Annotated in this window: 2 protein-coding genes; both read left to right on the forward strand. The window is 39.9% G+C overall.

Annotation, left to right across the window (positions count from 1 at the left end; translation table 11 throughout):
- Nucleotides 1-292 precede the first annotated feature (292 nt).
- Entirely contained in the window at nucleotides 293-3,370 is a 3,078-nt protein-coding gene (locus Q0620_RS10140; protein ID WP_298784981.1) for an HsdR family type I site-specific deoxyribonuclease, read from the forward strand.
- A partial coding sequence (locus tag Q0620_RS10145) for a YgjP-like metallopeptidase domain-containing protein (protein WP_298784982.1) occupies nucleotides 3,367-3,881 on the forward strand: 515 nt, incomplete at its 3' end. The genes Q0620_RS10140 and Q0620_RS10145, both read left to right, overlap by 4 nt.

The raw sequence follows: 3,881 nt of genomic DNA on the forward strand, positions 1-3,881 counted from the left end.
TTCTTGCCAGCTCGCCGCATGAAATCCACGCCGTGCTTACGCAGGGTGCGCGCCGCGTCCTGCGCGCCGAAAGCGGCATAGACGCGGACGAGGTCTTAAAATCCGCGGAATTTCAAAATATAAAATTTCACTTCCAAAAGACAAAACAGAGCAAGAAAAAATAGCTCAAATTTTAAGCGATATGGACGATGAAATTTCGGCTTTGCAAGATGAGATAGAAAAACTAAAGATGATAAAACAAGGCGCTATGGACGAGCTATTAAGCGGCAAAATAAGGCTAAAGGGGTGAGTTATGCAAGAAAATACGGTAGAAAAAGAGATAAAAACGCAAGAGCGAGTCATAGATCTCTTTAAAAACGAGCTTGGCTACGAATATATAGGCGATCTGCAAGGACTCGATAATAAAAACATAAGAGAGGACGAGCTTAGGACGTGGCTGCAAGGTCGTGGCTACAGCGATAAGCTTATAGATAAAGCCTTAAAAAAACTACAATATGAAAATCACACAAGCGGCGGGCGAAAACTATACGATGCAAATGAAGCCATATATTCGCTTTTAAGATACGGCGTAAAAGTAATAGAAGAAGTAGGCGAAAATAATCAGAGCGTCTGGCTCATCGACTGGGATAATCCGCTGGCAAATAAATTTAGCATAGCCGAGGAAGTAAGCGTAAAAACTACAAATGGTGAGTTTGATAAACGCCCGGATATAGTACTTTATATAAACGGCATAGCTATTTGTGTGCTAGAACTAAAACGCTCAAGCGTGTCAGTAAGTGAAGGTATAAGGCAAAATTTATCAAGCCAAGATAAGAGGTTTATAGAGAGCTTTTTTACTACCGTGCAGCTTGTAATGGCCGGAAACGAGAGCGAAGGACTAAGATACGGCGTGATAGAGACGCCTGAAAAATACTTCTTAGAATTTAAAGAAAACGGCGAAAAACTAAGTTTGTATGGCGGACTTAAAGCGATTTGCGGGCGAGAGAGACTGGTTGAAATTTTACACGACTTTATCATATACGACTGTGGGATAAAAAAGACTTGCAGGCACAATCAATATTTCGGTGTAAAATGCGCGCAGGAGTTTTTACGCGCTAAAAAAGGTGGTATCATCTGGCATACACAAGGTAGCGGCAAAAGCTTAAGTATGGTCTGGCTTGCAAAATGGATAAAAGAAAATTTAAACTCTAGGGTGCTTATAATCACAGATAGAACCGAGCTTGACGAGCAGATAGAAAATGTCTTTAACGGCGTAAAAGAAAGCATTTACAGAACAAAAAGCGGAGCTGATTTGCTAGAAAAATTAAGCAACGCCGAGCATTCACTCATATGCTCGTTGGTGCATAAATTTGGCAGAAACGGCGCGGAAGACGAAAGCGATGACGGTGCCATAAGCGCGTATCTGGACGATATAAAGCGTAGGGCGGGAAATTTTAAAGTGAACGGCGATGTAGTTGTATTTGTAGATGAGTGCCATAGAACGCAGTCGGGCAAACTGCATGAGGCTATGAAAATGCTAATGCCTGATGCGATTTTTATCGGCTTTACGGGAACGCCGCTTTTAAAAAACGACAAAAAAAGCTCGGTGCAAGTATTCGGCGAGTTTATACATACATATAAATTTGACGAAGCAGTGCGTGACGGCGTGGTGCTAGACCTTGTATATGAAGCTAGGGATATCGAGCAGTGGCTAGGCTCAAAAGATAAACTAGACAAAGAATTTGAAAATAAAACAAGAGGACTAAGCGACCTAGCTAAGGGTGAAGTAAAGGCTAGATGGGCGACTTTACAAAAGCTGATGAGCTCAAAACAAAGGCTTGAGAAAATCGCAGGCGATATACTTTTTGATATGGAAAATAAAACTAGGCTAAGAGAGCGTGGAAATGCGATATTTGTCTGCTCTAGCGTATATGAGGCATGCGAGGCGTATAAGATTTTTAGCGATAACGGATTTGAACAAAAATGCGCCGTGATATCTAGCTACAGACCGACTGCGTCAGCGATAAGAAACGAAATAACTCCAGATGGTATGAGCGACGGCGAATATAAGTATAAAATTTACAAGCAGATGATAGCTAACTACTACGATATAAACACTAAAGACGTAGATGATGCTAAAGCTGATAAGTTTGAGCTAGACGTAAAAAAAGAGTTTAAAGAAAAACCTGAACAAATGAAGCTCTTAATCGTTGTCGATAAACTCTTAACTGGTTTTGATGCGCCAAGCGCAACATATCTGTATATAGATAAACCCATGCGCGATCACGGTCTTTTTCAAGCTATATGCCGCGTAAACAGGCTAGACGGAGAGAGTAAAGAGTATGGATATATCGTGGATTATCGCGATCTTTTTAAGAGCTTAGAAAAAGCGTATAGCAACTATACAAAAGAGGCATTTGATGGGTACGACGAGAGCGATATAGTTGGGCTTTTAAAAGACAGACTCGAAAAAGGTAAAGAAGACCTAGAAAATACATGGGAAACCTTGAGTGCAATATGTGAGGGCGTGAAGTCACCCAAAGGCAATAAAGAATTTATAGAGTATTTTTGTGGCGATAGCATGGAGAATTTAAAAGATGAAATGCAGACCAGAAGACTTAGCTTTTATCGCGCGGTTGTAAGTTTTATTCGAGCTTATGATAGGGTAGCAAACGAACTTTTAAAGCTAGGGTATAGCAAAGAACAAGAACTTCAGTGGGCTAATCGCGTAAAGAACTTCTCTACGCTAAGAGATGCCGTCAAACTAGCAAGCGGAGATTATGTAGATATGCGAAAATGGGATAATGATATGCGTATACTCATCAATAGATATGTAAATGCCGGCGACAGTAAGGTCTTAGCAGAATTTGAAGACAAAGGTCTGCTTGAAATTTTAATCCAAAATGAGGGCATTAGCGAAGAAGAAAATGGGACACTAGGTGGCAACGAATCAGCTGCAGAAGCGATAGAAAACAATATAAGACGCATAATCGTTGATAGCAATCCGCTAAATCCAAAATTCTACCAAAACTTATCTCAAATATTAGACGAGCTGATAGAGCAACGTAAAAAAGGCGCGTTAGACTATGAAAAATATCTAAAAGAGGTTATAGGTCTAGCCAAACAACTAAAAACTAAAAATATGGGCAAAGCCTATCCTGTACCGGTAAATACTGCAGCAAAACAAGCTATATATGACAACTTTAGTCAAGATATAGACTGGATCGCCAGACTAGATGAGACAATCAAAACATATAAACCAGATGGATATATCGGTAACAAAATGAAAGAACGCGAACTAAAACGCACCATAAAGCCCCTATCTGATGAAAAGAATTTGGACATAGACGAACTTTTTGAGTTTATTAAACTGCAAGAAGACTACCAATGAAAATAGGCTCAATTTATGTTGCGGTAACGCGAAAAGACATAAAAAATCTACACATATCCGTAATGCCGCCGCACGGCGAAGTAAGAGTAAGCGCACCACTTGATGCAAGTGACGATAGAATCCGAATGGCTGTAGCCAATAGGCTCGCATGGATACGTAAACATAAAAATATTTATAACTCGCAAGAGCGCATAGGTGCAAGAGAGATAGTAAGCGGCGAAAGTCACTATCTGTGGGGCGAGCGGTATCTTATGCACGTAATAAACGGTGTTGATAATGTGGCGATAAAGCACAACAAGATGATATTAAGCGTGCGAGATAGTGGAAATTTTGAAAGTAAAAAGCGAGTTTTAGAAAAATTCTACCGAAACGAACTAAGGATAAAAATCGCAAAGATGCTAGAAATTTGGGAAACAAAAATCGGAGTAAAATCAAGCTCGGTAAGAATCCTAAAAATGAAAACAAAATGGGGAAGCTGCAATATAAAAGATGGTGATATTATAATTAACTA

This window comes from uncultured Campylobacter sp. (genome assembly GCF_938017615.1).
In the GTDB taxonomy this organism is placed as follows: domain Bacteria; phylum Campylobacterota; class Campylobacteria; order Campylobacterales; family Campylobacteraceae; genus Campylobacter_B.

Excerpts from the sequence above, each read along its gene's own strand:
- Q0620_RS10140 (WP_298784981.1), top strand. The coding sequence starts at position 293 with ATGCAAGAAAATACGGTAGAAAAAGAGATAAAAACGCAAGAGCGAGTC.